The organism is Streptomyces thermovulgaris, from assembly GCF_002155915.1.
GTDB classification, from domain to species: domain Bacteria; phylum Actinomycetota; class Actinomycetes; order Streptomycetales; family Streptomycetaceae; genus Streptomyces; species Streptomyces thermovulgaris.
In genome coordinates this window covers 1-5311 of sequence record NZ_MUME01000278.1, presented here as the reverse complement: position 1 = coordinate 5311, position 5311 = coordinate 1, and the positions used below count along the sequence as shown (strand labels likewise).

Sequence of the window (5311 nt, the reverse complement as noted above, 5' to 3'; positions counted from 1 at the left end):
TGACGGGACCCGGCACCGGGGGAACCGGCAGCTCTGGCAGCACTGGCGGTCCTGGTACGAGAACGAGCTGGGATGGGCGACGGTGCCCGGAGAACCGGTACGACTTGTCGTGGGGCTCCGCTTCGACGTCCTGGACGTGCCCGTGGAGGCCGGACGCGCCGCGCTGCGCCATCTGGGGCCCGGCTCCCCGGTCGCGGTGAGCGGGGACCGGATGCGGCTGCTGGTGGCGGCGGGCAGTGCGGAGGAGCTGCCCGGAGTACTGCGGTGGCTGGAGTGGGGCCCGTCGGTGCTGGAACTGGATCTGACGGCCCTGGGCGAGGGCGCGCTGATGGAGGCGCCGCCGCCGGGCGCCGGGGCACTCGGAGCGCGGCCGCTTCCTCCGGGCTGCTCCGGTTCACAGGGGGCCGCCGTATGGCTGCGGCCCCCTGGGGCTGGGTGCGAGGTCGAGGCCTCGCTGCCGACGCTGTCGTCGGCCGTGAAAGGGGGCCGGGGCGCCCCCGATCTCGTACGGCTGGTGGACACGCTGGCGACGCACTGCCACCGGTTGCGGCTGCGGCGCGCGTGCGCACCGTCGCCCGCGTGTCCCCGGGGCCTGTCGCGGCCCCAGGGTCAGCTGTTCGCCTTCTCGTAGGCCTCGCGGATGCTCGCGGGAACGCGACCGCGGTCGTTGACCTCGTAGCCGTTCGCCTTCGCCCAGGCGCGGATCTGCGCGGTGTCCTGGCTGCCGGTGGAAGCGGCACGCGCCTTTCCGCGTCCGCTGGTACGGCTCGTGACACGCCGGCCGTTCTTGACGTACGGCTCGAGAAGACTACGGAGCTTGTCCGCATTGGAAGTGGTGAGATCGATCTCGTACGTCTTGCCGTCCAGCGCGAACGTCACGGTCTCGTCCGCCTCGCTGCCGTCGAGGTCATCGACAAGAAGGACCTGAACCTTCTGTGCCACCGGATTTCCTTTCATCGATAACGTGAGGGCCGGGTGGTCGGTGTCCGCCGTTTCGCCGTCCCCTGTTATATGCACTACAACAGTACGCCGGAAAGCAAACCGCTTTTGCGGGGAAAACACAAACCCCCCGGAGAGGCCGACCGCTCGCCCCGCCCGGAAACATGCGCGTTTCGGACATAGGGAACGCGGTCCCGGTCACCGGGCAGAATGTGGATCACAGATGCAGAAGCATCCGGCTGTTGCCCAGGGTGTTCGGTTTCACTCGTTCGAGACCGAGGAACTCCGCCACCCCCTCGTCATAGGAACGCAGCAGCTCCGCGTAGACATCGGCGTCGACCGGGGTCTCACCGATCTCCACGAAGCCGTGCTTGGCGAAGAAGTCCACTTCGAAGGTCAGGCAGAATACGCGGCGAACACCGAGCTCACGTGCGGTCTCAAGCAACTTCTCCAGCAACCGGTGTCCGACACCGGCGCCTCTCAGGCCCGGCTTCACCGCGAGAGTGCGCACTTCCGCCAGGTCTTCCCACATCACGTGCAGTGCGCCGCAGCCGACGACCTCCGCGTTGTCGTCGCGTTCGGCGACCCAGAACTCCTGGATGTCCTCGTAAAGGGTCACCGTCGCTTTGTCGAGCAGGATACCGTCGCGAACGTAGGTGTCGAGCAACCGGCGCACGGCCCGGACATCGCGGGTTCGGGCACGCCGGACGGTGATGGCTTTCGTGGTCTCTTCGGGACGCTCTGCGGACATGAGCGGACGCTATCGCCCGCGACCGCCCGGCGCCGAGTCGGGGTTCTCGTCACCGGTATCCGCGGCTTCGGCGCTATCCGGGACTTCCCCCGCCTCTTCGGAGGACTCTTCGCCGGGCTTCTCGGCGGGCTCTTCGGCGGGTTGTTCTTCGGGGGCGGGGACTTCGGTGCCGCCTTCCACCATGCGTACGGCATCCCGCAGAGCCTGCCGTTGTTCGTCGCTCATCATGCCGAAGAAGGCGACAAGAGCGGCGGCCGGGTTGTCGCTGCGGGACCAGGCCTCGTTCATCAGGGCGGCGGCATAGGCGGCGCGGGTGGAGACGGCCTCGTACCGATAGGCCCGGCCCTCCGCCTCGCGGCGCACCCACCCCTTCTGGTGAAGGTTGTCCAGAACGGTCATCACGGTGGTGTACGCGATGGAACGCTCCCGCTGGAGGTCTTCCAGGACTTCCCGGACGGTCACCGGGCGGTTCCACTTCCACACCCGCGTCATGACCGCGTCTTCGAGTTCTCCCAGAGGCCGAGGCACATCTCGACACCCTAATGGGAGATCCCGGCCATGGCGTGCCGAACGACCGCTTTCATCACCCGATGAGGACAAAAAGGGCGCGCATCACGGGCACGCATCCCCGCGGGAGCGGAGCCGTACGTCGTGCGGAGCGCCTCTCAGGCGTCGGTGGAGGCGGCGGTCCCCGAGCCCTGGGAGCCGCCCTGCGCCCGCGCGAGAGCGGCGTCCACGGCCGCGTCCTCCTTGGCCTTCGCGGCCCCGCCCTGGGTCTTCACGATCACCCTGACCACAGCGATGAAGAACGCGGCCGTCACGGCCGGCGGGAGGAGTGCGGCGACGTAGTCCATGGGTCCAGGGTAGCCAGGACGACGGGACGGACAGGGACGGGGTGACGGCGGGCGAGGCGCTGCCGCGGCGTGCGGGCCGACGCCCTCGGCTTCCGCCGCGGGAACACCTCTCCCGGCGTGGGAACGGGCCGCCGCCCGGGCTCCGGTGCCCCCGGCCGCGCGGGGGCGGGCCGCCGCCCGGGCTCCTCCGCCGGCTTCTCGCCCGGCCGCTCCTGCGGCTCCCCGGCCGGCCGCTCCTGCGGGTCCCCGCTCGGCCGCTCCTGCGGCTCCCCGGCCGGTTCCCCGTCCCGCTGCCCGCCCGTCCCCTTTCCGCCGTCCGGCCCCGCAGCCCCCCGAGCGGCGGCGGGCGCCGGGAGAACGGCCCTCGCCGCCGGGCCGGCCGCCGCCGTCCGCACGGCCCGCCCGGCCGGGGCGGTGCGGGCCGTCGGGACCGTCGCGCGGGCCCTGGGCAGGAGGGAGGCGGCGACCGGGTTGCCGCTCAGGGCCTGGAGGGCGGTCATGTCGTCGGGGGTGGGGCGGTGGCCGGCCTCCAGGCACTCCTCGAGCAGGGTCAGATAGGCCGCCGCCGTGCCGGGGAGGGCGGCCCGGTAGCGGGCGAGGTCGGCCAGCAGGAACGCGCGCAGCCGGGCGCCCTCGCGGACGGCCTCGTCGAGCGATTCGGCGAGCCGGAGACAGTCCCGTACGTCCTCGGCGCCGGCGCAGGGGGAGTGAACGGCGAGGGCGAGGGCGCGGCGGAGCACACGCAGCTCCTCCGCGCCGAACGCCATGCCGCCGCGGGTTCCGTGTGGCGTGGGCATGCCCCGACCATACGCGCCAATCGGGACAAATCAGACGCACGGCACGCGCTCGGGCCGGTTCCGGGCCGGGCGCCCTCCCCTGCCCCGGGGCCCGGGGTCCACGGGTCCGCGGGTCCGCGGACGCGCGAACGCGCGGGCGGTGCGGCGGGGGCGGGCGATCGGCCCCGTACCCGGGCCCGCAGGCGCGCGGCCGCACGGGCGGCACACGGACACGCGGGCGGCTCAGAGGCGCGACACGTTCCGCTCGTACACCAGCCGCAGTCCGATCAGCGTCAGCCACGGCTCGTGCTCGTCGATCACCGAGGACTCGCCCAGCACCATCGGTGCCAGCCCGCCCGTCGCGATCACCGTCACGTCGTCCGGGTCGTCGGCCAGCTCCCGGGCCATCCGGCGCACCACCCCGTCGACCTGTCCGGCGAACCCGTAGATGATCCCGGCCTGCATCGCCTCGACCGTGTTCTTGCCGATCACGCTGCGCGGCCGGGCCACCTCGATCTTCCGCAGCTGCGCCGCCTTGACGCCCAGCGCCTCCACGGAGATCTCGATGCCGGGCGCGATGACCCCGCCGACGTACTCCCCGCGCGCGCTGATCGCGTCGAACGTCGTCGCCGTGCCGAAGTCGACGACGATCGCCGGCCCGCCGTACAGCTCGTTCGCCGCCACCGCGTTGATGATCCGGTCGGCGCCGACCTCCTTGGGGTTGTCGAACAGGATCGGCACCCCCGTCTTCACGCCCGGCTCGACGAGCACCGCGGGCACGTCGCCGTAGTGGCGCCGGGTCACCTCCCGCAGTTCCTGCAGCACCGACGGCACGGTCGCGCAGACCGCGATGCCGTCGATGCCGTCGCCGAGGTCCTCGCCGAGCAGCGGGTGCATGCCCATGAGGCCGTTCAGCAGCACCGCCATCTCGTCGGCCGTGCGGCGCGGGTCCGTGGAGATGCGCCAGTGCTCGACGATGTCCTCCCCGTCGAACAGTCCCAGGACCGTGTGCGTGTTGCCGACATCGATCGTCAGGAGCATGGTCACTACTCCGCCTCGCGCAGATCCAGGCCGATGTCCATGATCGGCGAGGAGTGGGTCAGGGACCCCACGGCCAGGAAGTCGACACCGGTCTCGGCGTAGGCACGGGCGTTGTCCAGGGTGAGCCGGCCCGAGGCCTCCAGCAGCGCCCGGCCGCCGGCGATCGCCACGGCCTCCTCGCACTCGCCGGGGGTGAAGTTGTCCAGCAGGATCAGGTCGGCCCCGGCGTCCACGACCTCGCGCAGCTGGTGCAGGGTGTCCACCTCGACCTCGATCGGCACCTCGGGGAACGCCTTCCGCACGGCCTGGAAGGCCTGCGCGACACCGCCGGCGGCCACCACGTGGTTGTCCTTCACCAGGGCCGCGTCCGACAGCGCCATCCGGTGGTTCACGCCGCCGCCGCACCGGACGGCGTACTTCTCCAGCGAGCGCAGCCCGGGTGTGGTCTTGCGGGTGTCGCGCACCTTCGCCCTGGTGCCCTCCAGGGCGTCCGCCCACGCGCGCGTGGCGGTCGCGATGCCGGACAGGTGGCACAGCAGGTTCAGGGCGCTGCGCTCGGCGGTCAGCAGGTCGCGCGTGCGCGTGGTGACCGACAGCAGCTTCTGCCCGGCCTCGACGCGGTCGCCGTCCTCCACGTGCCGTTCGACCTCGAAGTCGTCCGTGCAGACGACCGACAGCACGGCCTCTGCCACGCGCAGGCCGGCCACGACGCCCGCCTCGCGGGCGACGAAGTCACCGGTGGCCACGGCCGTCTCGGGGATGGTCGCGACCGTCGTGACGTCCACGCCGCCGGCGAGGTCCTCCTGGATGGCGACGTTGGCGATGTCCTCGACCTCGACGGGGTCGAGTCCGGCGTCCGCCAGGAGCCGGGCGAGCGCGGGGTCGAGCCCGCACTCCAGGTACTCCTCGCCGGCGTCCGCGCCGCAGGCGCAGCCGCCGCCGCAGCAGCC

Annotated in this window: 8 protein-coding genes; 1 reads left to right on the top strand and 7 read right to left on the bottom strand. The window is 72.2% G+C overall.

Annotated elements, in window-relative coordinates:
• On the top strand, positions 1-631 hold a 631-nt coding region (locus CCN35_RS20855), incomplete at its 5' end, for an SCO3374 family protein (RefSeq protein ID WP_086793881.1).
• Here CCN35_RS20855 and CCN35_RS20850 read toward each other — a convergent pair.
• From CCN35_RS20850 to nadC, 7 genes are all read right to left on the bottom strand, one after another.
• Positions 610-942, bottom strand: coding sequence for a histone-like nucleoid-structuring protein Lsr2 (locus tag CCN35_RS20850; RefSeq protein WP_067393598.1), 333 nt, complete (start codon positions 940-942; stop codon positions 610-612). The two genes, CCN35_RS20855 and CCN35_RS20850, sit on opposite strands and share 22 nt — an antisense overlap.
• A 214-nt stretch (positions 943-1156) precedes the next feature.
• Positions 1157-1690, bottom strand: coding sequence for an amino-acid N-acetyltransferase (locus CCN35_RS20845; protein WP_067393601.1), 534 nt, complete (start codon positions 1688-1690; stop codon positions 1157-1159).
• Positions 1691-1699: 9 nt separating this feature from the next.
• Positions 1700-2182 (bottom strand): BlaI/MecI/CopY family transcriptional regulator, encoded by a 483-nt coding sequence (locus CCN35_RS20840; protein WP_067393604.1) that lies wholly within the window; start codon positions 2180-2182, stop codon positions 1700-1702.
• Between the two features lie 173 nt (positions 2183-2355).
• Complete coding sequence (locus tag CCN35_RS28450; RefSeq protein WP_067393608.1) at positions 2356-2544, bottom strand: hypothetical protein; 189 nt, start codon at positions 2542-2544, stop codon at positions 2356-2358.
• On the bottom strand, positions 2508-3341 hold the full coding sequence (locus tag CCN35_RS20830) for a serine/threonine-protein kinase (RefSeq protein WP_236560597.1): 834 nt from the start codon (positions 3339-3341) through the stop codon (positions 2508-2510). The genes CCN35_RS28450 and CCN35_RS20830 overlap by 37 nt, the downstream gene beginning before the upstream one ends.
• Before the next feature lie 222 nt (positions 3342-3563).
• Positions 3564-4361 carry a type III pantothenate kinase gene (locus CCN35_RS20825; RefSeq protein ID WP_086793883.1) on the bottom strand — a complete coding sequence of 266 codons (798 nt, stop codon included), beginning with the start codon at positions 4359-4361 and terminating at the stop codon, positions 3564-3566.
• 5 nt (positions 4362-4366) lie between these two features.
• The coding region (gene nadC / locus CCN35_RS20820; RefSeq protein WP_107501072.1) for a carboxylating nicotinate-nucleotide diphosphorylase at positions 4367-5311 on the bottom strand (945 nt) is incomplete at its 5' end.

Coding starts and splice junctions, on each gene's coding strand:
- CCN35_RS20845 (WP_067393601.1), bottom strand. CDS start 1,690: ATGTCCGCAGAGCGTCCCGAAGAGACCACGAAAGCCATCACCGTCCGG.
- CCN35_RS20840 (WP_067393604.1), bottom strand. CDS start 2,182: ATGACGCGGGTGTGGAAGTGGAACCGCCCGGTGACCGTCCGGGAAGTC.
- CCN35_RS28450 (WP_067393608.1), bottom strand. CDS start 2,544: ATGGACTACGTCGCCGCACTCCTCCCGCCGGCCGTGACGGCCGCGTTC.
- CCN35_RS20830 (WP_236560597.1), bottom strand. CDS start 3,341: ATGCCCACGCCACACGGAACCCGCGGCGGCATGGCGTTCGGCGCGGAG.
- CCN35_RS20825 (WP_086793883.1), bottom strand. CDS start 4,361: ATGCTCCTGACGATCGATGTCGGCAACACGCACACGGTCCTGGGACTG.